25 protein-coding genes are annotated in these 25,677 nt (G+C 40.3%); 12 read left to right on the plus strand and 13 right to left on the minus strand.

What is annotated here, in order from left to right; translation table 11 throughout:
* Positions 1 to 204: 204 nt before the first annotated feature.
* Both ABYD77_RS08955 and ABYD77_RS08960 read right to left on the minus strand, forming a co-directional pair.
* Positions 205 to 1,221, minus strand: a complete 1,017-nt coding sequence (locus tag ABYD77_RS08955; RefSeq protein ID WP_372769053.1) for an ABC transporter permease — start codon at positions 1,219 to 1,221, stop codon at positions 205 to 207.
* Positions 1,214 to 2,113: an ABC transporter ATP-binding protein gene (locus ABYD77_RS08960; protein ID WP_372769055.1), complete on the minus strand. Its 900-nt coding sequence runs from the start codon at positions 2,111 to 2,113 to the stop codon at positions 1,214 to 1,216. Before ABYD77_RS08960 ends, ABYD77_RS08955 begins: the two co-directional genes overlap by 8 nt.
* Before the next feature lie 73 nt (positions 2,114 to 2,186).
* Between ABYD77_RS08960 and rsmE the strand changes: the two genes are divergently transcribed.
* Genes rsmE through ruvX form a run of 4 tightly spaced genes read left to right on the plus strand, consistent with a single transcriptional unit; the run spans position 2,187 to position 4,977 of the window.
* Positions 2,187 to 2,930, plus strand: coding sequence for a 16S rRNA (uracil(1498)-N(3))-methyltransferase (gene rsmE / locus ABYD77_RS08965; protein ID WP_372769057.1), 744 nt, complete (start codon positions 2,187 to 2,189; stop codon positions 2,928 to 2,930).
* 54 nt (positions 2,931 to 2,984) lie between these two features.
* Positions 2,985 to 3,944: a glutathione synthase gene (gene gshB / locus ABYD77_RS08970; RefSeq protein WP_372769058.1), complete on the plus strand. Its 960-nt coding sequence runs from the start codon at positions 2,985 to 2,987 to the stop codon at positions 3,942 to 3,944.
* A gap of 22 nt (positions 3,945 to 3,966) precedes the next feature.
* A complete protein-coding gene (locus ABYD77_RS08975; protein ID WP_372769060.1) occupies positions 3,967 to 4,536 on the plus strand; it encodes a YqgE/AlgH family protein in 570 nt (189 codons plus the stop codon).
* Positions 4,537 to 4,977 (plus strand): Holliday junction resolvase RuvX, encoded by a 441-nt coding sequence (ruvX, locus tag ABYD77_RS08980; RefSeq protein WP_372769062.1) that lies wholly within the window; start codon positions 4,537 to 4,539, stop codon positions 4,975 to 4,977.
* Positions 4,978 to 4,985: 8 nt separating this feature from the next.
* Here the strand turns inward: ruvX and ABYD77_RS08985 are convergent, their stop codons facing one another.
* Genes ABYD77_RS08985 through ABYD77_RS08995 form a run of 3 tightly spaced genes read right to left on the minus strand, consistent with a single transcriptional unit; the run spans position 4,986 to position 8,093 of the window.
* A complete protein-coding gene (locus ABYD77_RS08985) occupies positions 4,986 to 5,888 on the minus strand; it encodes a hypothetical protein (protein WP_372769064.1) in 903 nt (300 codons plus the stop codon).
* Positions 5,889 to 5,898: 10 nt separating this feature from the next.
* Complete coding sequence (locus ABYD77_RS08990; protein WP_372769066.1) at positions 5,899 to 7,026, minus strand: PilT/PilU family type 4a pilus ATPase; 1,128 nt, start codon at positions 7,024 to 7,026, stop codon at positions 5,899 to 5,901.
* Positions 7,027 to 7,040: 14 nt separating this feature from the next.
* Positions 7,041 to 8,093, minus strand: coding sequence for a type IV pilus twitching motility protein PilT (locus ABYD77_RS08995; RefSeq protein ID WP_372769068.1), 1,053 nt, complete (start codon positions 8,091 to 8,093; stop codon positions 7,041 to 7,043).
* A 37-nt stretch (positions 8,094 to 8,130) separates the two neighbouring features.
* Between ABYD77_RS08995 and ABYD77_RS09000 the strand changes: the two genes are divergently transcribed.
* The 4 genes from ABYD77_RS09000 (at position 8,131) to ABYD77_RS09015 (ending at position 10,731) form a co-directional block, all read left to right on the plus strand.
* Entirely contained in the window at positions 8,131 to 8,817 is a 687-nt protein-coding gene (locus ABYD77_RS09000; RefSeq protein ID WP_372769070.1) for a YggS family pyridoxal phosphate-dependent enzyme, read from the plus strand.
* A gap of 22 nt (positions 8,818 to 8,839) precedes the next feature.
* Positions 8,840 to 9,661, plus strand: coding sequence for a pyrroline-5-carboxylate reductase (gene proC / locus ABYD77_RS09005; protein ID WP_372769072.1), 822 nt, complete (start codon positions 8,840 to 8,842; stop codon positions 9,659 to 9,661).
* Complete coding sequence (locus ABYD77_RS09010) at positions 9,661 to 10,197, plus strand: YggT family protein (protein ID WP_372769074.1); 537 nt, start codon at positions 9,661 to 9,663, stop codon at positions 10,195 to 10,197. Before proC ends, ABYD77_RS09010 begins: the two co-directional genes overlap by 1 nt.
* A 93-nt stretch (positions 10,198 to 10,290) precedes the next feature.
* On the plus strand, positions 10,291 to 10,731 hold the full coding sequence (locus ABYD77_RS09015; protein WP_372769076.1) for a DUF4426 domain-containing protein: 441 nt from the start codon (positions 10,291 to 10,293) through the stop codon (positions 10,729 to 10,731).
* A gap of 67 nt (positions 10,732 to 10,798) precedes the next feature.
* Here ABYD77_RS09015 and ABYD77_RS09020 read toward each other — a convergent pair whose 3' ends face one another.
* Complete coding sequence (locus tag ABYD77_RS09020; RefSeq protein ID WP_372769078.1) at positions 10,799 to 12,478, minus strand: alkaline phosphatase; 1,680 nt, start codon at positions 12,476 to 12,478, stop codon at positions 10,799 to 10,801.
* A gap of 196 nt (positions 12,479 to 12,674) precedes the next feature.
* Here ABYD77_RS09020 and rdgB point away from each other — a divergent pair, with 196 nt between their 5' ends.
* From rdgB to ABYD77_RS09035, 3 genes are all read left to right on the plus strand, one after another.
* A complete protein-coding gene (rdgB, locus tag ABYD77_RS09025) occupies positions 12,675 to 13,274 on the plus strand; it encodes an RdgB/HAM1 family non-canonical purine NTP pyrophosphatase (RefSeq protein ID WP_372769080.1) in 600 nt (199 codons plus the stop codon).
* Entirely contained in the window at positions 13,274 to 14,410 is a 1,137-nt protein-coding gene (gene hemW / locus ABYD77_RS09030; protein WP_372769082.1) for a radical SAM family heme chaperone HemW, read from the plus strand. The genes rdgB and hemW overlap by 1 nt, the downstream gene beginning before the upstream one ends.
* Positions 14,411 to 14,494: 84 nt before the next feature.
* Positions 14,495 to 16,321 carry a DUF885 family protein gene (locus tag ABYD77_RS09035; RefSeq protein WP_372769084.1) on the plus strand — a complete coding sequence of 609 codons (1,827 nt, stop codon included), beginning with the start codon at positions 14,495 to 14,497 and terminating at the stop codon, positions 16,319 to 16,321.
* A 269-nt stretch (positions 16,322 to 16,590) separates the two neighbouring features.
* Here the strand turns inward: ABYD77_RS09035 and mdh are convergent, their stop codons facing one another.
* A complete protein-coding gene (mdh, locus tag ABYD77_RS09040; protein WP_372769086.1) occupies positions 16,591 to 17,529 on the minus strand; it encodes a malate dehydrogenase in 939 nt (312 codons plus the stop codon).
* Positions 17,530 to 17,816: 287 nt separating this feature from the next.
* On the opposite strand from mdh, the gene argR reads away from it, so the two are divergent.
* The gene (argR, locus tag ABYD77_RS09045; RefSeq protein WP_274761597.1) at positions 17,817 to 18,284 is read left to right on the plus strand and encodes a transcriptional regulator ArgR; all 468 of its coding nucleotides are present in this window, start codon (positions 17,817 to 17,819) and stop codon (positions 18,282 to 18,284) included.
* A gap of 57 nt (positions 18,285 to 18,341) precedes the next feature.
* Here argR and ABYD77_RS09050 read toward each other — a convergent pair whose 3' ends face one another.
* The 6 genes from ABYD77_RS09050 to ABYD77_RS09075 form a co-directional block, all read right to left on the minus strand.
* The gene (locus ABYD77_RS09050; RefSeq protein ID WP_372769088.1) at positions 18,342 to 19,253 is read right to left on the minus strand and encodes a Dyp-type peroxidase; all 912 of its coding nucleotides are present in this window, start codon (positions 19,251 to 19,253) and stop codon (positions 18,342 to 18,344) included.
* A 15-nt stretch (positions 19,254 to 19,268) separates the two neighbouring features.
* Entirely contained in the window at positions 19,269 to 20,327 is a 1,059-nt protein-coding gene (locus tag ABYD77_RS09055) for an ABC transporter ATP-binding protein (protein WP_372769090.1), read from the minus strand.
* Positions 20,320 to 21,966, minus strand: a complete 1,647-nt coding sequence (locus tag ABYD77_RS09060; RefSeq protein ID WP_372769092.1) for an ABC transporter permease — start codon at positions 21,964 to 21,966, stop codon at positions 20,320 to 20,322. The genes ABYD77_RS09055 and ABYD77_RS09060 overlap by 8 nt, the downstream gene beginning before the upstream one ends.
* Entirely contained in the window at positions 21,966 to 22,967 is a 1,002-nt protein-coding gene (locus ABYD77_RS09065) for a Fe(3+) ABC transporter substrate-binding protein (RefSeq protein WP_372769094.1), read from the minus strand. The genes ABYD77_RS09060 and ABYD77_RS09065 overlap by 1 nt, the downstream gene beginning before the upstream one ends.
* Positions 22,968 to 23,637: 670 nt before the next feature.
* Positions 23,638 to 24,309 carry a tRNA-uridine aminocarboxypropyltransferase gene (locus tag ABYD77_RS09070; protein WP_372769096.1) on the minus strand — a complete coding sequence of 224 codons (672 nt, stop codon included), beginning with the start codon at positions 24,307 to 24,309 and terminating at the stop codon, positions 23,638 to 23,640.
* 122 nt (positions 24,310 to 24,431) lie between these two features.
* The coding region (locus ABYD77_RS09075; protein ID WP_372769098.1) for an NAD(P)/FAD-dependent oxidoreductase at positions 24,432 to 25,677 on the minus strand (1,246 nt) is incomplete at its 5' end.

Raw genomic sequence — 25,677 nt, forward strand, 5'->3', positions numbered from 1 at the left:
AGTGGCTTTAAGTAAGGTGCAATAGCAAACAAACGTTGGTAAAAGATGGTGGTTGCGTCACTGGCAATGGGTACAATTTTTTCCCAAGACGATTGCACGAGTTCGATTTGTTGTGGCGTCATAGCATTATTATTTTGTTTTTGATAACAAAAGCCTAGTCAAGTTAGCTAAGAATACAACTTGCACTAGGCGATGATGAAATAGCTAACGTGTTTGCCCTTTCCAACGGAACAACAGCGAACCTAACAGCAAAAATAAGATACTCTGGCCAACTAAAATAAAGATCTGTGGCGCAATTTCAATAAAGCCCGCACCTTCTAGCATTACAGCACGCGCACCAATGAGCATTTGTGTTAATGGGAAAATTTGTGAAATTGCTTGCACAAACGAAGGACTGCCTTCGAGCGAAAACCATACCCCTGATAACATCATCATTGGCCATGAAACTAAATTTAAAATGCCGCCGGTAAATTCTTCAGACTCTGAGCGACATGCAATGAGTAAAGAAAGTGAAATCAGTGAAAATGCACCTAGAATACACAGCAGCAATAACCACCACATATTGCCCAGTACGTAAAAACCAAAGATAAAATTACACGCTATAAAAATACACGAGGTCAACGCAACAACAATCAATAAACGAGATACTATTTGCGCCGCCAAAAACTCTACCGGCCTCAATGGCGTTGCACTCAAACGCTTTAACACCGCATTTTTTCGATAACGCACAATCACATAACCAACGCCATACAAACATGAAAACATCATATTCATCGCTAAAATTCCGGGTACCACCCAGTCTAAATAACGAATTTCTTGTCCTTCAATAATTTCTTTTGAAAATATTACACTGTTATCTTTGTTCATATCAGTTAATAATAATTTTTCCACAATGTAGCCATGTGCGGAGCTAGAATTAACCCAATATTGTTCAGTTTTAAAATTCACCAATAAATCGAGTTTATGCTGACGTAGCTTATCAATGCCATGAGATTGATCCACATATTCAATAAACTCTAAATGTTTATACTGGCTAATAGAGTACTGTTGTAAATTTCCTAAATAGCCTATTTTGAACAAAGTCGGATTATCATTTTTAAAAACAAATGCAAAACCAATTACCAAAAGAACGGGAAAGACAAGGTTCCAACCAAGCGCGGAGCGATCACGAAAAAATTCATAGTTACGCGCCACAAGAATAGCCAAAAATCGTTTAAACATGTTGCGTCTCTCCTTCGTTTTGCAACGCATTACCTGTCAACTTCAAAAACAAATCATCCAGATTCGCTGATTTAATTTGCAGTCCTTGCAATGAAATTTGCTGCGCCAATAAACTAGCAATAGTCGCCTCAATATCATCAGTATGAATAAGCACACTGCCTTGGCTAAACTGCATATTGGCTAAGCTAGTTGATGTAGTAAGATTCTCTTTAGGCAATGAAATAAGCGCACCTTTAAAATGTTCGCGTAATAAGTTTTCTGGGCTATTCATCGCTATCACTTTTCCCTTATCCATAATCGCGATTTGATCACATAAATACTCAGCTTCATCCATATAATGTGTCGTGAGTAAAATCGTTTTACCTTGTGCTTTAATGTCATTCACTAAATCCCAAAACAAACGGCGACTATGAGGATCAAGGCCTGTGGTTGGCTCATCTAAAAAGATGAGCTCTGGGTCATTAATTAATGCTAACGCTAACAGTAATCGCTGTTTTTGCCCACCTGATAACTTTCGATGATCTACATTAACAAAATCAGCGAGCTGACATTGAGTAATTAAGGTCTCTATCGGTACTGTTTTACTGTAAAAAGAAGAGAATAAATTCAGAGTTTCCCGCACAGTTAAGTAATCTTGCAATGCAGTATGTTGAAACTGAATACCTACTTTTTGAAAATCTTCGCGGGTAATGCTCTCTCCATTAAATAAAATCTCACCGGAGCTCGGTATCAAAATCCCCTCAAGCATCTCAATGGTAGTAGTTTTACCTGCGCCATTTGGCCCAAGCAAGCCAAAACAAGAGCCTTTTGTTACTTTGAAGTCGATATTATCAACGGCATAAAAATCTGAAAAATGTTTGCTGAGCTGCTTTACTTCAAGAATTGTTGTCATAAACGCCTTTAATGCTTGCCTTTATTGATTGGCTTTTCATACCATATAAGCATATTAATCTTCGAGAGTCATTATGCGCATTCCCCATATTTATCAAGCAGGTCCAATTAGTATTGGCACAGAACTGCAACTTGGCGACGATGCTGCAGGACACATTGGCCGCGTTTTAAGAATGCAACAAGGTCAACACGTTAGCTTATTTAATGGCGAAGGTGGTGAATACCTTTGTACCATCTCACAAGCTAATAAAAAAAATGTGTATGTTACGGTAGATGAGTTTCACAATGTGACCAGTGAATCACCGCTAAAAATCCATTTAGGCCAAGGTATTTCACGCGGCGAAAAAATGGAATTTACCATTCAAAAATCGGTTGAACTGGGCATTACCGAAATCACGCCTCTTTTTAGCGAACGTTGTGGTGTAAAACTGCAAGGTGAACGACTAGATAAAAAGCACCAGCAATGGCAAAAAATTGCTATTGCTGCGGCAGAGCAATCAGGCCGTAATTTTGTGCCAATTGTTCACCCTCCCATTAAACTGGAGCAATGGCTTACACAAGAAACTGATGAAACCAAACTGACGTTACACCCTCGTGCCGAGCACAGCATTAAAACCATTGATAGTATTAGCAACTTCAATCGCCAGAACATGCGTTTTGTCGTTGGACCTGAGGGAGGCTTTACCGATGGTGAAATCGCTGCAACAAAGGCAGCCAATTTTATAGACATAAAACTTGGGCCACGAGTGCTGCGTACTGAAACTGCAGCACTCACTGTTTTATCAGCATTACAACTTACTTATGGGGATCTGGCTTGATTTAAACCTTAAGCACCCCCATAACATAGAGAGTTGAAAACAAAGGAAACTAACATGACGATTAAGCTTGGCATTATTTCAGATCCCATTTCAGGATTTAATATTAGAAAAGACACCGGCTTCGCCATGATGCTCGAAGCGCAAAAACGTGGTTTTGAAATTCATTATATGGAAATGAATGACCTGTTTTTACGTGGTGGGCAAAGTTTCGCAACTTCGTCAGTTGCCACTGTGTTTGATAACACAGAAAAATGGTATGAACTTGAAGAGAAGCAAATAATCGCTCTGGCCGATTTAGACGTAATTTTAATGCGTAAAGATCCGCCATTTGATACCGAATATATTTATGCAACGTACCTGTTAGAGCGTGCAGAACAAGCTGGCACTCTGGTGATTAATAAACCGCAAAGCTTACGCGATGCTAACGAAAAGTTATTTACTGCGTGGTTTAGTGAACACACCCCAGATACATTGGTAACGCGTGAACAATCACATATACGTGCGTTTTTAGAAGAGCATAAAGACATTATTCTTAAACCGCTCGATGGCATGGGTGGCGCATCAATTTTCCGCGTTAAACAAGACGACCCAAATATTGGTGTAATATGTGAAACACTGACTGCACACGGTAGTCAATATGCGATGGCGCAGAACTTTATTCCAGCAATTAAAGACGGTGACAAACGTGTACTCGTAGTCAATGGTGAAGTGATCCCCTACTGCTTAGCGCGTATTCCTCAAGGTGGTGAAACTCGTGGCAACCTTGCGGCCGGAGGTCGAGGCGAAGCACGCCCAATTACCGAGGTTGAGCGTAAAATTGCCGAAGCGGTAGCACCAACATTAATTGAAAAAGGCCTTATTTTTGTTGGTCTAGATATCATTGGTGACAAACTCACAGAAATTAATGTGACAGCGCCAACTTGCGTAAAAGAAATTGAAGCCGCCTTTGAAATTTCGATTACTGGCAAGTTATTCGACGCAATTGAGCACAAATTAGCGCATACTAAAAGTTAAATACAGGCGATGGTACTGATCGATGAGTAAGCAAACCGAGTCATTACAAAATACTTTTTTAGTTGCTATGCCGAATATGCCTGATCCACGCTTTAAACGAAGTGTGACTTATATATGTGAACACAATGAATCTGGTGCAATGGGACTTGTTATTAATCAACCAACTAATCTGACGGTCGGTGAGCTACTAGACCAGATTGATATTGAAAATAATAAAATGGATCGTAATTGTAGTCTTGCGGTAATGTCTGGTGGACCTGTTCATACCGACCGAGGATTTGTGCTGCATAGCAGTAAGCCAGGTTATAGCTCAAGCTCCGCGATCAGCTCTGAAATCATGATTACTACTTCAAAAGATGTATTGCATGAGTTGACAGGCCATGAGGCACCTGAAAGATTCATTATCACTTTAGGGTATGCTGGTTGGGACCCAGGACAACTTGAGCGCGAATTAATTGAAAATACCTGGCTTACCGTGCCTGCGGATCCAGAAATAATCTTTAACACGCCAGCGCATTTGCGTTGGCAAAAAGCGATAGAAAGTTTAGGTATTGATATTAATAAACTTACGCAATATTCAGGACAAGCTTAAATGAGCAAAAATCCACTAGGTCAACGCACTTTGATGGGCTTTGATTTTGGTACTAAAAGTATTGGTATTGCTATTGGTCAAGAGATTTCAGGCACAGCAACAGCGCTCAGCGCATTACCCGCGAAAGACGGTATTCCTAATTGGGATAATTTAAAAAAGATACTTGATGAATGGCAACCGGACCTTTTAATTGTTGGTTTACCACTGAATATGGATGGTACTAATCAAGAGGTTACGTTCAAAGCGAAAAAGTTTGCTAAACGCCTGCATGGTATGTTTGGTTATACTGTAGAAGTACAAGATGAGCGTTTAACAACAACCGACGCTAAATCGCGTTTGTTTGATCATGGTGGCTATCGTAATCTTGCCAAAGATAAAATTGACAGCATGTCGGCACAAATTATTTTAGAAAGCTATTTTGAAAGCCTTTATGGGGACTAAGCACTTGCTTAGTCTTTATTTATCAATTCGCTATTTAACACTTTCACACTGCCTTTTTCAGGAATAAAACCCGCCTCAATATACGCAGATTTAATACGTTTTTGCTCGGAAAGAATAGCCAAACCTTTTTGCAATGCAAGATATGCATCTTGCCCATCAGGATGATTTTTACTCACCACAAAATGGCGACTGTCGTTAAATGTTAACGCGATGCCAGGGACTGCCAACAACTCAAGTGAATGTAATTTATAATGATTATTTACTGCTGGCATAAAAGGCAGTAAAACAAAATCAGCCCACTTTTTATCAACTGCGCGAATTTGCTGCAACCACTCATCATCTTGATATAGCTTTTTCAGCTTCAAACTCTTAAGGGTTTCCCAATCTGCATGCCAGCGCGGTGTTGAGATGGAAGTAAACTTTGTAAAGTCTTCAAGGCTATTAATGTTAAACACTTTACGGTTTTCAGGATGCGCAAAAACCCCTGCTAGATATTCGCCTTTTCGAAACACAGGTTCAGAAATATAAGCATATTCTGAAATCTTTTCAGCATCAGCATACCAGTAAGTATCAAAACTAAGCAGCTGTTTGCCACGCTCTAAAATATTGGTATTTCTCAGCGTGACTTTACCAATTTGATAGTTAAAACCCTTGTCAAAGCCACCGAGTTTCAACGCTTGCAATGCAAGTACCATATCGACCACATCGCGTCGCATTCGATAACCGGAAAAAGACTTTATTTCATGTACATCCCTACCTGCAACAAACGCCTGAAAATCAACAAATAAATCATCTCGGATGTACATGTCAATTTCATTTGCAGACTTTGCTGCAGATGCAGATGCAACAAAGACTGTAAACAGGTGAAATAAAGCAAATAAACAAAGTTTCAATCGAAATAACTTCAACATAGTCTCTTCGCTAGTCTTTGTCTCCTTCAAGACCATCAACCGTGACTCCTTGTAAGAAGCCCGCCCCCTGCTGTTCGTTATTACGTAATTTAATCATTAAACGTAAATCATTTGGTGAGTCAGCATGATGTAATGCATCTGCATAATTAATGCGGTGTTGTTGATATAAATCAAAGAGTGCTTGGTCAAATGTTTGCATCCCCATTTCGCGAGACTTAGACATGGTCTCTTTTATTGCACCGACCTCTCCACGTTTAATTAATTCTGCAACCATTGGCGAATTGAGTAATATCTCAATTGCAGCTGCACGACCGTGACCATCGCTAGTGGGAACTAATTGCTGAGCCACAATAGCGCGCAAGTTTAGTGCTAAATCGTATTTTAACTTATCGTGTTTTTCTTTTGGTACTAAGTGCATAATACGGTCAATAGCTTGGTTAGCATTGTTAGCGTGCAGTGTTGCCACACACAAGTGACCCGTCTCAGCAAACGAAAGCGCATACTCCATGGTCTCTTGAGAGCGTATCTCACCAATCAAAATTACATCGGGAGCTTGACGTAACGAGCTCTTCAGTGCCGATTCGAAACTCTCAGTATCAAGACCTACTTCACGCTGAGTGATAATACTCTTTTGGTGTTCGTGGACAAATTCAATCGGATCTTCAATCGTTAAAATATGGCCACGCTGATTGCGGTTACGATAACCTAAAAGTGCTGCAAGTGACGTAGATTTACCGGTACCGGTACCGCCCACAAACAGTACTAAGCCACGTTTTGACATAATCACATCAGTAAGAACTGTAGGTAGACCAAGGTCGTGTACATCTGGGATGGTGGTTACGATTCGGCGAATAACCATCCCCGCTTTATCCCTTTGCCAAAAAGCTGAAACACGGAAACGGCCTGTCTCACGTGCAATTGCGAAGTTACATTCCTTGGTGTCATGAAACTCTTTCTTTTGCTTTTCAGTCATCGCAGACTCGACCATCGCCAATGCTTCTTCTTCCGTTAGATCAGCTTGACCGATTGGACGTAATTCACCATTTATTTTTGCACTGACAGGCAGATGGGTCGAAACAAATAAATCAGATGCCTCATTCTCTACCATTTGCTTTAAAAAATGATCTAGGTCGTACATATTAACCTCTTAAACTATCGAGCACCTGGGGCGCCAAAATTGTTTTTGTCATGTGCTTTAGCGTAAGCATCTTGCTGTGTAATTAAACCTCTATTAAGAAGATTACCTAAACACTGATCCATGGTTTGCATGCCGTGTGAAGCACCTGTTTGTAATGAAGAATACATTTGCGCAATTTTATCTTCACGAATCAAGTTACGAATTGCTGGTGTACCGATCATAATTTCATGAGCAGCAATACGTCCGCCGCCCACTTTCTTAACAAGTGTTTGTGAGATTACTGCACGAAGTGATTCAGAAAGCATTGAACGAACCATGTCTTTTTCTTCACCTGGGAATACGTCAATAATACGGTCAATCGTTTTGGGAGCAGAGGTGGTATGCAATGTACCAAACACTAAGTGACCGGTTTCCGCTGCAGTCATCGCTAGACGAATAGTTTCAAGGTCTCGTAACTCACCAACCAGAATTACATCCGGGTCTTCACGCAGCGCAGAGCGAAGCGCATTATTAAAGCTGTGGGTGTCTCGGTGAACTTCACGCTGATTTATCAGACTTAGTTTGTTGTCATGAACAAATTCGATAGGGTCTTCAATCGTTAGTACATGATGATGCTTGTGCGAGTTAATATAATCAATCATCGCAGCTAGCGTTGTTGATTTACCCGAACCAGTAGGCCCTGTCACTAACACTAAACCACGCGGGTTATTAGAAATATCTTTGAAAATTTCAGGACAACCCAAATCATCAAGGGTTAACACCGTGCTTGGAATGGTACGAAACACTGCCGCTGGACCACGGTTAGAATTAAAGGCATTAACACGGAAGCGTGCAAGGTTAGGAACTTCGAAAGAAAAGTCACATTCAAGGTTTTCTTCGTATTCTTTTCGCTGTTTATCATTCATAATATCATACACTAAGCCGTTAACGTCTTTTGGCCCGAGTGCGGGAATATTAATTCGTCTTACGTCACCATCAACGCGGATCATTGGCGAAACACCCGCTGATAAGTGTAAATCTGATGCATTATGTTGCACACTGAATGCCAGTAATTCAGTAATGTCCATTGGATTGCTCCACTAAGTTACTTATTTGAATAATTATATGATTACAATAGCAGAACGACTCAAAATAGCCTATTCCAGAATCGCAAAAGCGATAAAAAATTCTCACATATCAGAGCAAAAAGTGGCTTTATTGGCAGTTAGTAAAACAAAGTCTAGCACTTTAATACGAGAAGCCTATAATTCAGGTCAGCGTCAGTTTGGCGAATCATATGTACAAGAAGCTGTCGAGAAAATCGTTGAATTATCTGACTTAAACGATATTGAGTGGCATTTTATTGGCCCCATTCAGTCAAATAAGACTGCACTTGTAGCAGCCAACTTTGATTGGGTGCAAAGCATAGACCGCATCAAAATTGCTCAGCGACTAAATGCTCAACGCCCACAAAATCTCTCAAAATTGAATGTACTTATCCAAATAAATATCGATGATGAGGATTCAAAATCAGGATGTAAAATCAATGAAGTAGCTGAACTTGCAGCTTATATTGCTACTGCTGACAATTTAGTACTGCGCGGTGTAATGGCAATACCAAAGAAAAGCGAAGCTTTTGAGGAGCAACAGACCAGCTTTGCCAAACTGAAAGCTTGTTTTACACAATTAAAGTCCCAATATCCAACAATAGATACGCTTTCGATGGGCATGAGCAACGATGTTGAAGCCGCAATAAGTCAAGGCAGTACCATGGTACGTATTGGTACTGATATCTTTGGCCCACGAAACTAACTTAACAGTAAAGAGAGCCCCTATGTCACAAAAAACCATTGCATTTATTGGTACCGGAAATATGAGTTACGCCATTATCGGCGGTCTAGTTAATAGTAGTTTTAGTCCCGATCATATTATCGCAACCAACCGCAATGCTGAAAAATTGGCTAAAGTTGGCAATGACTTTGGTATTCAAGTTACTAACGATAATATTCAAGCCATCAATCAAGCAGATTTTGTTGTACTCTCTGTTAAACCCCAAATGATGGGAGAGTTGTGTCAAACAATTAAAGATTCGGGAATCGCTTACCAAGACAAAGTATTTATCTCTGTTGCTGCTGGTATTAAAGTGGCGCGTTTACAAGAAATGTTAGACCACCCGGTTAAAATGATCCGCTGTATGCCTAATACGCCAAGCCTTCAAGGCAAAGGAGTCAGTGGATTATTCAGTAACAATACTAGCGATGAAGAAAAACAGTTTGCAACTGAAGTGTTCAGTGCAACTGGTATTGTCACTTGGCTTGAAAAAGAAGAGCAAATTAACGACATCATTGCTGTAACAGGTTCATCACCAGCGTATGTTTTCTTATTTTTAGAAGCATTAGAACAAAAGGCAATATCACTTGGCTTTGATGCCGAGCAAGCCCGCCAATTGGTGCAACAGGTGGCTGTGGGTGCTAGCGATATGGTGGCAAAATCTCCCGACTTATCAATCAGTCAGTTACGTGCTAATGTTACTTCAAAAGGTGGCACAACGGCCGCCGCTATCGCGCATTTAGAAACGCAAAACTTAGCACAAACTGTCGCAGATGCGATGGATGCATGTATCGCTCGCGCGCAACAAATGGAGCTAGAATTCTAATGAATGATGCATTTCGATTTTTAGTCGAAGTCATTTTTGACTTGTATTTAATGGTAGTATTACTTCGTTTTTGGCTGCAAACAGCTCGCGCTGATTTTTATAATCCGCTCAGCCAATTTGTTGTAAAAGCCACCAGCCCATTATTAAATCCAATACGTAAAGTAATTCCCGGATTTGGCGGTTTTGACCTTGCCTCATTAATGCTTGCCTTAATCGTCGCGGCATTAAAAATTGTGACAATCTCACTGATATTCTTTGGTGGTTTAGAGCCATTGACTGTACTTATAGGCAGTATTATTACAGTAATAAAAGAAGGCTTAAATCTTGTATTTTGGGTATTGATTATCCGCGCCATTTTAAGCTGGGTAAGCCAAGGTTATAACCCGATTGAAGCGATTTTCCACCAGCTTACAGAGCCTATGCTGCGCCCAATTCGAAAAATTATTCCACCGATTGGTGGGTTAGATTTATCGATTCTTATTTTAATTATCGGATTGCAGTTCTTACAAATCCTATTCCTTGATTTATTTAGATAAAAACGAATAAATTGAGGTAGAATGAAAAAGCCGCAGAGTGCGGCTTTTTTGTCATCTATACTAATATTAATTTTTCCATTTAAGGGGCGAATTATGAAAACCCTCATTTCACTTTGTTTAGCCTGTTGTGCATTTATAACCACAATTGTTTTCGCCAATACAGAACAAGGTGGTCAATATAAAGAGCTTGGCAATTGGCAAGTACATTACATTGCGTTTCCATCAACTGTATTACAACCTAAAATAGCTCAGCACTATGGCATTGAACGAAGCAATTATAATGCTGTTATCAATATTTCGGTGCTCAATAAAAAAAGCAAAAAAGCGCAAAAAGTGACAATTTCTGGTACTGCTAAAAATTTATTGGGGCACACCGAAAAGCTGTCTTTCAAAGAGATTGTTGATGGTGAAGCCATTTATTATATTGCCGAGCTTGGCTATAGCAATGAAGAGCTTTATCGCTTCAACCTTGATATTAAAGGACAAAGCAAAACTGAAGTATTGAAGTTTCAACAAAAATTTTATGTTGATTAATACTTTGTTTAAACAATTTAGATCAAACATATAAAAGCGCCTTACGGCGCTTTTATATTAGCAATGATTATAAACCTAGTGCTGCCATCATTTTCTGACCAATATCAACATGATGCTGCATTGTTGAAAATTGCTTTGTTACACCTTCAGGACCAAATGCGTATACCGGCACTGGCGCTGCTGTATGGGTACCTGTACCCCACACCACATTTTGGTGATGCGCTAAAGCACGACCAATTTTTGCAGTGTGATCTTCGTCTGCATAAACGTAAAACTCATTAAAGTCATCAAACTTTGGCGTAACATCAGCACTCTGATATTTATGGTCTGGTGTGTAGTAAGGGTTATTTTCGCGCTCACCCACTTTCTCAGCTTCTTCTAATGTCACTTTATACTCACTGTAATTATTGATAGCAGTCATCCAATCATTTGCTGTTGCCGCATCAAAATTCCAATCAGAGTTAGCCATATCTAGCATGTCGTAAAAAGTGCCGGATTGCTTGTAAAGCATTTCAAGGTGGGCTAAATCACCAAAGTTGAAGTTTGGCTTATAGTCACGGCCTTGCATACCATCACCAGAAAGTGTTGTCGCTTCTGGCATATTGTAACGAGAATAACTAAAACCAAAGCTGCCTGTTTCGTGGTCAGCAGTAACAACTACTAATGTATCATTACGATCTTTCACCCATTCATGCACTGCTTCAACAGCTTCATCGAACTTAAGTAATTCATGTAGCATCCAACCTGCATCATTTGCGTGCCCTGCCCAGTCAATTTGACCGCCTTCAATCATTAAGAAGAAGCCATCTTCATCTTTTGATAGCACATCCAATGCTTTCATTGTCATTTCTTTTAAAGAAGGCTGAGAGCAGTTTTCGGCTTCTTTACACGCAGAATACGCAATACCATCTGCCATACCTGAGTTAGCAAATAAGCCTAACAGCTTGGTTGTTTCAGTTGCGTTTAACTGCGCTTTATCAAATGCAAGCTCATAACCAAACTGCTCTTTTGCTTCAACAACTAGATTGCGGTCATCACTACGCTTTGATTTTTTATAAACTGATTCTGGTGCGCCTAACGCCTTCATTACGTCACGATCTGCCGTATCTGTTTTAATATCTGATGGTAAAAATACACGAGCACCACCTGAAAGTAGTACATCAACATTGCCACTTGCAATCAGCTCTTCAGCAATTTCAGGTTCTAGTGAACGGTGCGGTTGGTGCGCAGCAAATGCAGCGGGTGTTGCGTGAGTAATACGTGTATCAGATACTAAGCCCGTTGCTTTACCTGCTTTTTTCGCTTTTTCTAAAATAGTCTCAACAATATTACCTTGATCATCTAGACCAACCATTTCTGAACCTGCAGCCATACCAGTGGCTAGCTGTGTTGCAGAACATGCTGAGTCTACAACTAGTTTGCCATTAGCACCGTGTGGGGCATTTAGGGATAATCCCATAACACCTTGATTAGCAAATTTTGAAAGCGCTGTTACGCCATTTTTACTTTGGTATGTTGAGTTTGGTGCGCGGCGTGCATACTCTTCTAAAAGACCAACTTGTTGAGGGCCCATGCCATCGCCAATCATTAAAATCACATTTTTTACTTCAGTGACTACGGCCGGTGGTACTTCAACCTCTTTAACCACTTCAACTTCTTTGATTACTTCAACAATTTCCTTGTCGTCTGAACCACAACCCGTCATGAATAAGCTAGCAATTGCTAGGGCGACACATGTTTTTTTCATTATTTTGTACCCATTTGAATTAAATTTTGCGATAGCCTACTCACCAATTGTTAAACTAAGATTTCATATTTATGGCATTTAGAATAATCACTCAGCACTTAACCCATTGAAAAGTAACTGTATAACATTTCAAAAATCTACTAAGCATTCACTCTTTGCAATTGGTATAATATGTAAATAGTCACCCTATACAGATATGAATATGACATTTGAAAAAATTGTGTTGGCAACAGGCAACAAAGGTAAAGTAGCTGAACTTGCCGACAAACTTGCAAGCTTAAATATTGACGTTATTGCCCAGTCAGAGTTTGATGTACCCGAAGTTGCAGAGACTGGCACAACCTTCATTGAAAACGCGATTATCAAAGCAAGGCATGCAGCAAAAATAACCGGTCTACCAGCTATTGCAGATGATTCAGGGCTTGAAGTTGAAGCGCTAAGCGGTGCACCCGGTATTTATTCTGCACGTTTTGCAGGTGTTAATGCCTGTGACGCAGACAATATCGATAAACTCCTAAACGAACTTGGTGATAACCCGAACCGCACTGCACGTTTCTGGTGTGTACTTGTGCTTATGCGCCACGCTGATGACCCAACACCCATTATTTGCCAAGGTGTTTGGCAAGGAGAGATTTTAACTGAGCGTCAAGGCGAGCAAGGCTTTGGCTATGACCCAGTCTTTTTTAGTAAAGAAATGAACTGCAGCGCTGCAATGCTAGATAAAGCTAGCAAAAATAGCTTAAGCCATCGTGGAAAAGCACTTAGCCTACTACTTGAACAATTAAAGGCGTTGTAATGAAACTGCCACCGCTCAGCCTTTACGTCCATATTCCTTGGTGTGTGCAAAAATGTCCTTACTGCGATTTTAATAGCCATGGTTTAAAATCGGATATACCCGAATCTGCCTATGTACAGCACCTACTTGATGATTTAAAAACCGACTTAGGTTATGTGCAAGGGCGCGAGCTTACAAGTATTTTTATCGGTGGTGGCACTCCCAGTTTATTTACTGAAAAAGCGATTTCAGATTTACTTGCCGGCATCGAACGCCTTATCCCTTTTGCCAACAATATTGAAATTACTCTGGAAGCCAACCCCGGCACAGTAGAAACTGAGCGTTTTATAGGCTATCACGCCGCTGGTGTTAACCGTATTTCAATTGGTGTGCAATCTCTGCAGCAAGACAAACTTATAAGCCTTGGCCGTATCCATGATGCTGATGAAGCTATTAACGCTGCAAAGCTTGCTAAAACAATTGGTTTAAACAGCTTTAATATGGACTTGATGCATGGACTACCCGATCAGTCTATCGACGATGCGCTAAGTGATTTAAAGCAAGTAATTGCTCTAAATCCTCCCCACATCTCATGGTATCAACTCACCATAGAACCAAACACACAGTTTGCCTCTAAACCACCGGTACTGCCAGAAGATGAAACTTTATGGCAAATTCAAGAACAAGGCCATCAATTACTCAGCGATGCTGGTTACGAGCAATATGAAATATCAGGCTATGCCAAACCGGGGTTTCAATGTCAGCACAACTTGAATTATTGGCGCTTTGGTGACTACTTAGGTATTGGCTGCGGTGCCCATGGTAAAATCACCGACTTAACCAGCAAACAAATTACTCGCACAGTGAAGGTGAAACACCCTAAAGGCTATATGGATTTAACGCGCCCGTATCTGTTTGATAGTTGGCAAGTTAACGCAGACGAACTGCCTTTCGAATATTTTATGAATCGTCTGCGTTTGCAAGAAGCATTCGATATCAACGAATTTGCTCAGTTAACTGGCTTGCCTATTGATCAGGTAAGCTCAAATTTAAATCAAGCGGTTGACGCAGGATTAATGCAACAAAACGACAATATCTGGCAAGTTACCGCAAAAGGTCACCGCTTTTTAAATGACTTGTTACAATTGTTTGTATAACTTCATTTGTAGCGACCCGTGTAAAACAGTAACGTTTGTTTAATCACTTCGTTATTAATTTCATAAAAAAAAAGGTAAAACATAATGCTTAAGCGCTCATTAATTGCAGCAGCAATCAGCTCTGTTTTTTTAGTTGGTTGTCAATCACCAGCTTCAACACAAGATACAACTGTTGAAGTAGTTAAACAACAATCTGAAAGCGAACGTGCTAACGCGTTCTTTGAAGAAGTATTTATGCGAGGTGTAATGCGCAGCCCGGTTTATCAAACCTACATGGGTATCAAAAAAGACTACGATAAATGGGATGATGGTTCAGAAGCACGTGCCCTAGAAGATTTAGCGCTTGCTAAACAAGACCTTATCACACTTCGTGCATTTGACCGCAGTAAACTAGATGCGACAACGCAAGTAAGCTACGACTTAATGGAACAAGGCTTAGAGCAAAACATTAGCGACTTCAAATGGCGCCATCATACCTACCCTGTTAATCAAATGTACGGTACTCACTCAATGGTGCCTGCATTTTTAATTAACCAACATCAAATTACTGATGTATCTGATGCAAAGGCGTATATTTCACGTTTAAATGGTGTACCTACGGTATTTACACAACTTGAAAAAGACTTAGAAACACGTGCTGAAAAAGGCATTATTGCACCTAAGTTTGTATTCCCGCATGTAATTGACTCAAGCAAAAACATCTTAAAAGGTGCACCATTTACCACAGGTGAAGACTCAACCTTACTTGCTGACTTTAAAAGAAAAGTGGTAAAACTTGAAATCGAACAAGATGAAAAAGACGCACTAATTACTGATGCAACAAAAGCATTAACAGCATCAGTAGGCCCTGCTTATGAATCGCTTATTAGCTATTTAATAGGTTTAGAATCTCGCGCAGATAATCGCGATGGTGCATGGAAGTTCCCTGAAGGCGAAGCTTACTACAACAACGCATTAGCGCGTACAACAACCACTGAATTAACAGCTAAAGAAATCCATGCAATTGGTTTATCTGAAGTTGCACGTATTCATGATGAAATGCGTGAAATTAAAGATAAAGTTGGCTTTAAAGGCGACTTAAAAGCGTTCATGGAATTCATGAAAACAGATAAGCAGTTCTACTTGCCAAACACTGAAGAAGGTAAAGCGAAGTACCTTGCTGATGCTACAGCGATGATCGACAACATGAAGTCGCGTCTTGATGAGTTATTTATCGTTAAGCCAAAAGCAGACATGATTGTTAAACGTGTAGAAGCATTCCGTGAAAAAGCAGCGGGTAAAGCATTTTACCAGCAACCTGCTCCAGATGGTTCGCGCCCAGGCATTTACTATGCCAACCTATACGATATGGAAGCAATGCCAACTTACCAAATGGAAGCACTTGCTTACCATGAAGGTATTCCAGGTCACCATATGCAAATTGCTATCGCACAAGAATTAGAAGGCATTCCTAAGTTTCGTAAATTTGGCGGTTACACAGCATACGTTGAAGGCTGGGGCTTATACTCAGAGTTAGTACCAAAAGAAATGGGCTTGTATGAAGACCCTTATTCAGATTTTGGTCGTCTTGCTATGGAATTATGGCGTGCATGTCGTTTAGTTGTGGATACAGGTATTCACGCAATGAAATGGACGCGCCAACAAGGTATCGACTACTACGTAAATAACACGCCAAATGCAACATCAGACGGCGTTAAAATGGTAGAGCGCCACATTGTTATGCCTTCACAAGCAACGGCGTATAAAATTGGTATGATCAAGATTGTTGAACTGCGTGAAAACGCGAAGAAGCAGCTTGGTGAAAAGTTCGATATTCGTGAATTCCACGATGTAGTGCTTAAGAGCGGTCCTGTACCACTTAACACACTTGAAGGCTTTGTAAACGAGTGGGTTGCAAGTAAACAAGGTTAATAAGTTTTTCAAAATTTAATACCATTTCACTTAAGTAGCGAATCATCCTAGCGGATTGAATATCATGCTAACTGCGTTAGAATTTATCAATGTAGAACAACTACATAAGAAAAATTCCGCCTTGTTATCATTTCATTTATCCAGCGCTATCCCAGATCACATACTTAACAGAATTGGTATAAGGCGCGTTCTGCGCCTTTTAAATTGAATTTCTTTTATTAAAAAAGGCCGCAATTGCGGCCTTTTTACTGTAACAGCTTATCGCGGAATTAACCGTTGATGAAGTCGATACCTTCTTGAATATCTTTGTTAAGTGTTTCAAGCATGTCGTTCTTCGCTTTCTCTTCGAATGCGCTAAGCTCACCGTAAGAAAGAATTTCTTCAACACCGTTTTTACCTAAACGTACAGGGTGTGCGAAGTAAGCTGCGTCACCACCTTCAACAGCAACGTATGCGTAGTCGATAACACCTTCTTCACCTTGTAAGCCTTTAACTAAAGACTGAGTGAAACGTGCAGCTGCTGCACCCATTGAAAGTGTCGCTGAACCACCACCCGCTTTCGCGTTAACAACTTCAGTACCTGCGTTTTGAATACGCGGAGTAAGCGCTTCAACTTCTTCAGCTGTAAACTCAACACCTTCAACTTGTGAAAGAAGAGGAAGAATTGTTGTACCTGAGTGACCACCGATTACTGGCACTTTAACAGTTGCAACGTCTACGCCTTTAAGTTCAGCAATGAACGCTTCTGAACGGATAACGTCTAGTGTTGTAACACCGAATACACGGTTAGCTTCGTAAGTACCTGCTTTTTTGAATACTTCAGCAACGATTGGAACAGTGCCGTTTACAGGGTTAGTGATAACACCTACAAGCGCCTTAGGACAGTTTTTAACAATACCTTCAGCAAGTGTTTGAATAATGCTTGCATTAACATTGAATAAGTCAGCACGGTCCATACCTGGCTTACGAGGCATACCCGCTGGGATGATTACGATATCAGCACCAACTAACGCTGCATCTAAATCGTCTTTACCAAAACCTTCAACTTTAACTGCAGTTGGGATATGTGATAGGTCAACAGCAACACCTGGAACAACTGGTGCAACATCGTATAACGATAGCTCAGAACCAGCTGGTAATTGTGTTTTAAGTAATAAAGAAAGGGCCTGGCCGATACCACCAGCTGCGCCTAAAACTGCAACTTTCATGTGAATTCTCCGTGATTAGAGGTAGGTATTTAAAAAAGTGCCATAAAGATAATGAAAAGTGCGCATAAAAACAAATAAAACAGCCATTTTTTATATAAATAACGACCATAGTTGTAAACTTTATACGGCCCGATTAGTTGACAACGCTATCAATTAAAAAAAACCGGTTTTTCTTAAGATTTATTCAACCCTAATTAAATTAAGATTACGATTTTATTAATGCAATTCACCTTAACTTGTGTAGAATTTAGCATAACGTCCATCAATTGGTTAAACAGCCCGTTCACATGCAAATACAAGACAAACAAGAAGCGCTGGTTAAAGCGTTCAAAGCCCTTTTAAAAGAAGAAAATTTTGGTTCACAAGGTGAAATTGTTGATGCCTTAAAAGACATGGGTTTTGACAATATTAGTCAGAGTAAAGTGTCTCGCATGTTGAGCAAGTTTGGTGCTGTTCGCACTCGTAATGCTAAGCAAGAGATGGTGTATTGTTTACCTGCTGAGATGGGCGTACCTACCGCAAAAAGCCCTCTACGCCAGCTCGTCATTGATATCATGCATAACGAAATGATGATCATCATTCGTACCAGCCCAGGTGCGGCGCAGCTTATTGCCCGTTTACTTGATTCACTTGGCAAAGCGGATGGTGTACTTGGTACTATTGCAGGTGATGACACAATTTTTATCGCACCAGCGAAAATATCAGAAATTGACGTTACTCTTGAGAAAGTTAAAAACTTATTTGAAACTGTATAACAGTCAATTAAGAGAGTTTTGTAAAACAAAACTCTCTTAAACCCCATTTTGCTATTTCTACCGCGCTAACTCTCTTAACATATTCACCGAAGGTGCAAAAAACGCTGCGCCAAAATCACTTTTAGCAAACTCCAGCCACATATCAGGGCCATTATCATCAATGTAGCCTAAACGATGCTTTAATAGCGTTTGAAAAGCGTAACCGTTATTAGCGCAACAAATAAATAAAAATCCCTGCTGGTTAATATCAGCAAACGGCATACCTTGATTTAAAAACAGCGCATAGCCATGCGCGTCATAAAGCTCTGTACGTTCACTGTGGCTGTTTTCAGGAGCGCAACTCACCTTTTGATTAGTACTTGCAGTGCGCCCCATTACTACTTCTTGCTCTGCTTTAGAAATTTCTTGCCACGCTTTTAAATCGTATCGGTAACGCTGCACATGAATGTAACTACCTGCAGCAAACGCTAAATCTTCATCGCCTACCAGCGCAACCGTTTGTTTTTTGCGGCCATGGGGATTAGCAATACCATAAATAAAACCATTTAAGTCACGACCATCTAAGTAATGAAAGCACTTAACTTGTTCAATCAGTTCAATATCGCCACTGAGTAGCTCAATCACTTCCATCACAAATAGATGCACTACATCAAGGCGATCAGCACGAATTTGGATCATTAAATCAATCGGCCTTGATGGCGTGGCGTGTTCAAGGTGTTCAAATTGGGGAAAGCCAGCGAGCGTTTTAGGCATTTTACTCGGGTAAATATGCGGCCAAAATTGCGAGCCTATAGCTACAACACATGAAACAAGTGCTTCAGAAAACTCATGTTCAAAGCGTTCTTGAATATCAAGAATACGCGCGAGTTTGCCTGAAATACTGAGTTCTTGCCCATCTAATACGTTTAAAAACAGATGAACACCATGTAAGTTAGCTTCAGCACAAACTCCTGATTGCGCTTGTGGCATACTTAGCTTCCTATTTTAATTTTTATTAGTATAGGCGAAATAATTAACTAAATGTGGCTTAACATCAATAGCTAATCGTTGACCAGGCTGATAACTTTGATGTTCCGCACACGGTACCTCGAGCTCTTGCTGATCTAATTTCACACGGCACAAGTAGCGATTGCCTACAAAACGGCTGGCAACAAATTCGCCCAACCCTTGTTCATCAGCACTAATAGATAGGTACTGAGGTTTTAAATAAATACAGCCTTTACCTGACACAGGTCCTTGCCCATTCATCACAGGTTCCAGTGAATTGATAGTACCGATATTGGTATTAAATTCCGTGCCCGACTGTGCATCAGCGTCAATAAAAATACCTGTGCTTAAAAAAGCAGCGACGCCTTTGGTTGCAGGTTTGCGATAAAGTGCTTCTGGCGTGCCTAATTGGGCAATTTTACCTTCTTCCATAATTGCTAATTTGTCAGCAAAAGCAAAGGCTTCTTCTTTGGAATGTGTAACGAAAATAGCGGAAACTTGCTGATCTTTAATGATACGGCGAATATCATCAATTAATTGAAAGCGAACTTGATGGTCAATATTTGAAAATGGCTCATCGAGTAATAACAAACTTGGCTTATAAGCAAGAGCGCGCGCAATAGCAACGCGCTGCTGCTGACCACCTGATAGTTGATGCGGGTAACGGTCTGCAAATTCATCCAGTTTAATTAACGAAAGCATCTCTTTAACACGCTCTTTACGAACGGCAGCACTTTCTTGATGAAGGCCAAATGAAATATTTTGTTCTACAGTTAAATGTGGAAACAGCGCATAATCTTGAAACATCATACCAATATTGCGCTTTTGTGGAGGCACATACAGCCCTTCACCATTAACCGCAACTTTTGCAATTGAAATATCCCCTTTGCTAGGTTTTAAAAGCCCAGCAATTGTTTTAAGTGTGGTTGTTTTACCGCAACCGCTGGCACCCAGTAAGCACACAATTTCATTGTCTTTCACCTGCAATGACAAATCCTTTAAAATGGGTTTGCCATTGTAGCTATAATCCAAATTGTTAATTGACAAATTACTCATGAGACGCTTTGGTTTCCATTGTGTTATTAACTAAATATAAAGGGATTAACCCAACTAAAACAATAAATAATGCCGACACCGAGGCCAATTCTAATTGTTCGTCACTGACATATTGATAGACGTAAGTCGCCAGTGTTTCAAAGTCAAATGGGCGAAGTAACAATGCCGCGGGCAACTCTTTCATGCACTCGATAAATACGATTAAGCCCGCAGTTAGCATCCCTCGTTTAAGAAGCGGTAAGTGCACACGCCTTAATGTTTTTCCTTCACTGACTCCCATTGAGTGACTAGCCATATCAAGCGATGGCGATATACGCGCGTAACTCGATTCTATTGCACCTTGTGAGATGGCATAAAAACGCACAACATAGGCAAACATAAGCGCAAACAGCGTACCACTGAAAATTAAACCGGGCTCTTCAAACCACCCCGTTGATTCAGCAAATATATTTAATTTTTCATCAAACTCAGTAAGCGGTAACAACACTGCAATGGCAAGTACTGTTCCGGGTAATGCATAGCCTGTACTCGAAATTTTACCAGGAATTGATGCCCAACGAGAATTTGAAGTGCGCTGATAAAAATTAATAAGCACACTTAAAGCAACGCAAATTACACTTACAATTAGCGCTATTTTAAGGCTTTGCCACGCATACAACAATGCATCACTATTCCATGCTTGGCTAAAGTAACTCACAGCATAATTAGCGAGAATTAAGATAGGTAACAAAAAGCCAGCAAATAAAACTAAACAACAATAAAGTGTTGCAGCCCAAGCCGATGCACCTGAAAGGTAATACAAAGGCCCATTATTTTCACTTGCTGAGCGCTCAAAGACAGCTTGATTACGACGACTAAACTTTTCGACGCCAATTACAACAAATAAAAACAGTAACATTATGCCAGAAATTTTAGCCGCAGCGGTTAATGAATAATAGCCAAGCCAAGTATCGTAAACGGCTGTTGTTAGGGTACTCACAGCAAAATAATTAACGGTCGCAAAATCAGCCATGGTTTCCATGCTGATTAAAGCAAGCGCAGCCGCTATAGCCCCTCGACCAAGTGGAATAGATACCTTAAAAAAGCTCTTTACGGGTGAATACCCCATCACCTGGCTAGCTTGCACAAGTTTGTATGACTGTTCTTTTAACGCGGTTTTAAAGATTAAAAAGAGGTATGGATATAGCACCAATGCAATCATCACCATTGCACCGCTCAGTGTACGAATATCGAAAAACCAATAATCGTCTGGTGATTGCCAGCCAAATACCGCACGCAGCCATGATTGCACTGGGCCTGCATAATCAAATAAATCAGTATAAACGTAGGCAATAATGTAGGTAGGCATAGCTAGTGGCAACATCAGCGCCCATTCGAAATGCTTTTTACCAGGAAAGTCACTGTAAGCACAAAGCCACGCAAGCGGCAGTGCAATTATGCTACTGAGCAGACAAACACCAAAAACCAGCACCACGGTATTGTAGGTATAGTCCCACAAAACGGTCTGTTTTAAATGCTCAAAAACCTCGGTATCAGGTTGAAACGATTCAAAAATCAGGAACAATAACGGAAGCGACAGGCAAAAGCCTGTCGCATAAGCAATTAACTGCCATTTAGACAGTGAGAAGTTAAAGCGCATTAAAGATCAAATTTTACCTCGTCGATCAGCTTCAATGCCAATGGACGGTATTCACTTACCTTTGTTAATGGCAGCGCATCTTCCTTAAATTTGCCCCAAGACGCCACTAACTCAGAAACTTCAACATCCGGTTTTACCGGATATTCCATATTCACAGAAGCATACATATTCTGAGCTTTATTGTCAGTCATAAATTCGATTAATTTTAACGCGTTAGCCGTGTTTTTACCGTGTTTGGTTAAAACCGCACCAGAAACGTTAATATGTGAACCGCGATTCGTCTGATTCGGGAAATTAATGTATACAGATTCTGCCCATGGCACCTGTTTTGGATCATTCAGCATTTTGCCAAAATAGTAGCTGTTACCAAGTGCAATATCACAAAGACCCTCTTTAACGGCTTTTACTTGTGCGCGGTCATTACCTTGTGGCTTACGCGCTAAGTTAGCTTTTAATCCTTTCAGCCATTCACGTGCCTCGGCTTCGCCATGGTGGGCGATCATAGAAGCTACCAGCCCTAGGTTATATGGGTGCTTACCTGAGCGCATGCAGATTTTGCCTTTGTATTCTGGTTTTGCTAAATCTTCATATGTTAGAGAGTCTAGCTTGCCTACACGGTCTTTAGACGAGTAAACATTGCGAACGCGCTTAGTTAACGCAACCCAACTGCCTTCGTCATCTCTAAATTGCGCAGGAACATTCTTTTCAACAACTTCGCTGGTAATTGGTTGCACTAAACCTTCATCTTCTAATTGCAGTAATGCACTGAAGTTAGATGTAAGCACCATATCAGCTTTAGTGTACTTACCTTCTTTTTTAAGCTTTTCAATTAAGCCTTTTTTGGCAAATACAACTTTGGTTTCAATACCGGTTTCTTTTGTGAACTCTTGTAGTATCGGCTCAATTAAAAAACCCTGACGATAAGAGTAAATATTAACAACATCTTTTGCTGCAACTTCACCAGCTGCAAGTAACGCGAGTAATGCGATTGCTTTTTTCATATTGAAGAACCATAAATAAGAAGTATTATCACTTGAATTGTATCTATCTGATGTTGAATGTACAGTAATAAATTGAGCTTATTTAAAATTAGGTAAATTAACTAAAACAAAATACCAAAAACGACATCGCCTAATTTTTTCGTGAGATATATCTCACAGAACTCCCATCCTTTTCTCAAAAACATCTCTGCACCACCCCACACAAAACCATCAACCACTTGTTTTATATGGACTAATCATCTGAAAATAGTGTATTTCAGTAATAAAACAAATTCCTAAAGTGATTTATCTAGTTTTCTTGAACAACGAATTATCTAAAATTAACACTGTCAAAAGGAAATGGACTGAATTGACCTTACTTAGGATTAGTAAGCGGCAGGAGCTGATAGGATTTACTAGATGGAATTTGGGCTAGGATGCCAAAGGAATTGATGGTTTACAGGATGTGAACCTTAAAAGGATTTTCTTACAGGACTGTAATTTGGATAAATGGACTGAGCAAGGAACTAGCTCATTGACGAGTCACGTCAAAATAAGGATATCAAGGATTGCAATTATACAAACAACGCATATTTGCATAGCAGGATGCTAAAAAGATTCCGTTAAGGCGCAGCTATAAGCTGCGCTTTTTATTTGCCTACAATTCACTAAACAAGTTTTAATCGTGTTGTTACGGCACTAATTTACTGCGTTTACCTTTTAAATATGCATTTCTAAAATCAACAAAATGACGCTCTAGCTTTTGTGATGCATCAAGCTCACCTGCAAGTTCTAATACCATTATTGCTACCTCTGCAGTACCAAGTTGATGTTCAAACGCAGCAACACGTAAATGATATTCTGAAAGCTTTTCAGGACTTATAGATAATATTGGGAAGCCGTCAAGATAAGGACTCTTTCGGATCATTTTCTTGGCTTCACGCCAAGTACCATCAAGAAAAACAAATAATGGCTTTTTGCCTGCAACTCGCTCAACCTGTTTAACAACACGCTCAGCAGGCATATTTTCTTCAGGAAAAACAATAAATGGCTGGTAAGTATCACTTTGTAATAAACTTAAAAGTGCATCGTCTGGTTCGGTTCTATCCCAGCGAAACGCATAGTTTTCTGGCACAATATCCGCAATTAAACGGCCGGTATTTGATGGCTTGAAACTTTCATTGTGATACATCAACAAACAAACAGCTGCATCGCAATTTGCCTCTTTAATGCCATGGCAAATACACAAGTTTTCAGATAACAAACAATGCTCACAGCGCGATAGTTTAGAGCCGCGCGCCTTATATTCACGCTTTGCTGCGGCAATTTGTTGTTGCCTAAGTGCTAATACTGAATTTTTCAATCGACCTCTCCCAAACAAGCGGCGTATTTTACCGCTTTTTATCTCTTTGAGCTAATCCCAAAAAAAGTACGGACAATAAAAAACCCAGCACAGTGGCTGGGTTTTTCTAAAGAAGAATTAGATTACTTCTTTTTAACTGCTTTTTTATTTGGTAGGTCAGTGATTGAACCTTCAAAAATTTCAGCAGCAAGACCGATTGATTCATTCAGTGTTGGGTGAGCGTGAATTGTTAACGCTAGGTCTTCACCGTCTGCGCCCATTTCAACCGCTAGGCCAATTTCACCTAGCATTTCACCTGCGTTGATACCAACCATTGCACCACCGATAACGCGACCTGAGTCTTTATCGAAGATAAGTTTAGTTGAACCTTCAGTACGTGCTGAAGCGATTGCACGGCCAGATGCAGCCCACGGGAATACCGCAGTTTCAATGTTAAGACCTTGCTCTTTTGCTTCTTTCTCAGTTACACCAACCCACGCAATTTCTGGATCTGTGTATGCAATTGAAGGAATACACTTAGGATCGAAGTAATGCTTCTTACCAGAGATAACTTCAGCAGCTACGTGCGCTTCATGAACCGCTTTGTGTGCAAGCATTGGTTGACCAACGATATCACCAATCGCGAAGATGTGGTTAACGTTTGTCTTCATTTGCTTATCAGTGTTGATAAAGCCACGCTCATCAACTGCTACGCCCGCTTTTTCAGCGTCAAGTAGTTTACCATTCGGAGTACGGCCAACAGCAACAAGTACTTTGTCGTAACGAACAGCTTCAGCTGGTGCATTTTTACCTTCAAATGAAACGTATAGACCGTCTTCTTTCGCTTCAACTGCAACCACTTTAGTAGAAAGCATTACATTGAACTTGTTCTTAACGTACTTTTGGTAAATCTTGATAACGTCTTTATCAGCTGCTGGTACTAGTTGATCAGCAAATTCAACAACGTCGATTTGTGAACCTAGTGCACGGTAAACAGTACCCATCTCTAGACCGATGATACCACCACCAAGTACTAATAACTTTTCAGGAACATCTTTAAGTTCAAGTGCGCCTGTTGAGTCAATTACACGATCATCTTCTGGGATGAAAGGTAAGTTAACTGGCTGAGAGCCTGCAGCGATAATTGCGTTGTCGAAAGTAACAGTAGTTGTACCGTTTTCGCCTTCAACAGCAATAGTGTTAGAGCCTGTGAATTTGCCGTAACCATTAACTACGTTAACTTTACGCATTTTCGCCATGCCGTCTAGGCCGCCAGTAAGTTGACCAATTACAGACTCTTTCCAAGAACGGATTTTGTCTAGGTCGATTTGAGGAGCACCGAAAGTAACACCGTGAGACGCCATTTCAGCTGCGTCATCAATTACTTTA

The sequence above is a fragment of the Pseudoalteromonas sp. genome (assembly GCF_041629635.1).
Taxonomy (GTDB): Bacteria; Pseudomonadota; Gammaproteobacteria; order Enterobacterales; family Alteromonadaceae; genus Pseudoalteromonas.

Bases quoted from the DNA above. Each gene is read 5' to 3' on its own strand.
- ABYD77_RS08955 (WP_372769053.1), bottom strand. From the start codon at position 1,221: ATGTTTAAACGATTTTTGGCTATTCTTGTGGCGCGTAACTATGAATTT.
- ABYD77_RS08960 (WP_372769055.1), bottom strand. From the start codon at position 2,113: ATGACAACAATTCTTGAAGTAAAGCAGCTCAGCAAACATTTTTCAGAT.
- rsmE (WP_372769057.1), top strand. From the start codon at position 2,187: ATGCGCATTCCCCATATTTATCAAGCAGGTCCAATTAGTATTGGCACA.
- gshB (WP_372769058.1), top strand. From the start codon at position 2,985: ATGACGATTAAGCTTGGCATTATTTCAGATCCCATTTCAGGATTTAAT.
- ABYD77_RS08975 (WP_372769060.1), top strand. From the start codon at position 3,967: ATGAGTAAGCAAACCGAGTCATTACAAAATACTTTTTTAGTTGCTATG.
- ruvX (WP_372769062.1), top strand. From the start codon at position 4,537: ATGAGCAAAAATCCACTAGGTCAACGCACTTTGATGGGCTTTGATTTT.
- ABYD77_RS08985 (WP_372769064.1), bottom strand. From the start codon at position 5,888: ATGTTGAAGTTATTTCGATTGAAACTTTGTTTATTTGCTTTATTTCAC.
- ABYD77_RS08990 (WP_372769066.1), bottom strand. From the start codon at position 7,026: ATGTACGACCTAGATCATTTTTTAAAGCAAATGGTAGAGAATGAGGCA.
- ABYD77_RS08995 (WP_372769068.1), bottom strand. From the start codon at position 8,093: ATGGACATTACTGAATTACTGGCATTCAGTGTGCAACATAATGCATCA.
- ABYD77_RS09000 (WP_372769070.1), top strand. From the start codon at position 8,131: ATGATTACAATAGCAGAACGACTCAAAATAGCCTATTCCAGAATCGCA.
- proC (WP_372769072.1), top strand. From the start codon at position 8,840: ATGTCACAAAAAACCATTGCATTTATTGGTACCGGAAATATGAGTTAC.
- ABYD77_RS09010 (WP_372769074.1), top strand. From the start codon at position 9,661: ATGAATGATGCATTTCGATTTTTAGTCGAAGTCATTTTTGACTTGTAT.
- ABYD77_RS09015 (WP_372769076.1), top strand. From the start codon at position 10,291: ATGAAAACCCTCATTTCACTTTGTTTAGCCTGTTGTGCATTTATAACC.
- ABYD77_RS09020 (WP_372769078.1), bottom strand. From the start codon at position 12,478: ATGAAAAAAACATGTGTCGCCCTAGCAATTGCTAGCTTATTCATGACG.
- rdgB (WP_372769080.1), top strand. From the start codon at position 12,675: ATGAATATGACATTTGAAAAAATTGTGTTGGCAACAGGCAACAAAGGT.
- hemW (WP_372769082.1), top strand. From the start codon at position 13,274: ATGAAACTGCCACCGCTCAGCCTTTACGTCCATATTCCTTGGTGTGTG.
- ABYD77_RS09035 (WP_372769084.1), top strand. From the start codon at position 14,495: ATGCTTAAGCGCTCATTAATTGCAGCAGCAATCAGCTCTGTTTTTTTA.
- mdh (WP_372769086.1), bottom strand. From the start codon at position 17,529: ATGAAAGTTGCAGTTTTAGGCGCAGCTGGTGGTATCGGCCAGGCCCTT.
- argR (WP_274761597.1), top strand. From the start codon at position 17,817: ATGCAAATACAAGACAAACAAGAAGCGCTGGTTAAAGCGTTCAAAGCC.
- ABYD77_RS09050 (WP_372769088.1), bottom strand. From the start codon at position 19,253: ATGCCACAAGCGCAATCAGGAGTTTGTGCTGAAGCTAACTTACATGGT.
- ABYD77_RS09055 (WP_372769090.1), bottom strand. From the start codon at position 20,327: ATGAGTAATTTGTCAATTAACAATTTGGATTATAGCTACAATGGCAAA.
- ABYD77_RS09060 (WP_372769092.1), bottom strand. From the start codon at position 21,966: ATGCGCTTTAACTTCTCACTGTCTAAATGGCAGTTAATTGCTTATGCG.
- ABYD77_RS09065 (WP_372769094.1), bottom strand. From the start codon at position 22,967: ATGAAAAAAGCAATCGCATTACTCGCGTTACTTGCAGCTGGTGAAGTT.